We start from the raw sequence: 725 nt of genomic DNA on the forward strand, positions 1-725 counted from the left end.
ATATTAAAGAGGCGGCAAATATAAGCTTCGGTGCCTTATATTCGTACTTTTCTAACACCGAGGAAATCTTTTTAGAAATCCTAGAGTTATCAAATGTGGAAAATGATTCAAAAGAAAATGAACTGGAAGCAACAGCTTGGGGAAAAATTGAATTCTTTTTGGACACACAGGCAGCAGGTTTTGACAGGCTTCAACACTCAATGGTACCTGTCACCTATGAGTATCTGATGACTAGCTGGCGGAAGGAAAAGCGACTGCAGCTTTTGCAGAATCGATACGAGCAGGGAGTAAAAGAACTTCTTTCCTTCATTCAACAGGGAAAGGCAAATGGAGAATTCTCTCCAACTTTATCTGAAACAGCCATTGCCAAGATGATAATCTCAACATTAGAAGGACTGAATATCAGCTCATTATTTTTAGAGCAAAAATTAGTCGAAGCTAAAAATCAAATTGAAGTTTTAAAGTCTGTTCTAAAAACTATTTTAAATTTGAAGGAGAATTAAACATGTCCCATCTTCAAATCGCAGCTTTTATGTTACCGTTACTATTTCTTGTCTACCAAGTTATCATTGATTTTGCCAATCTCTATCCATTTAATGATGTCCAATCCAAGGATAGTCGTTTACGCAAATATGAAGTATTAGGGAACTATCCACCTCTCATTATCATATCAGCCTGTTTTTTCTATTCAAATGGAGTAGGGCATTGGGTAGGGTGGGCAATGA

At 36.8% G+C, this 725-nt stretch carries 2 protein-coding genes; both read left to right on the forward strand.

Features of this window, described 5'->3' with window-relative positions:
* A partial coding sequence (locus V7083_RS22180; RefSeq protein ID WP_335482166.1) for a hypothetical protein occupies positions 1-503 on the forward strand: 503 nt, incomplete at its 5' end.
* A gap of 2 nt (positions 504-505) precedes the next feature.
* A partial coding sequence (locus tag V7083_RS22185) for a hypothetical protein (protein WP_335482168.1) occupies positions 506-725 on the forward strand: 220 nt, incomplete at its 3' end.

Origin of the sequence: Bacillus sp. JJ1764 (assembly GCF_036962145.1) — a bacterium.
GTDB lineage: Bacteria > Bacillota > Bacilli > Bacillales > Cytobacillaceae > Neobacillus.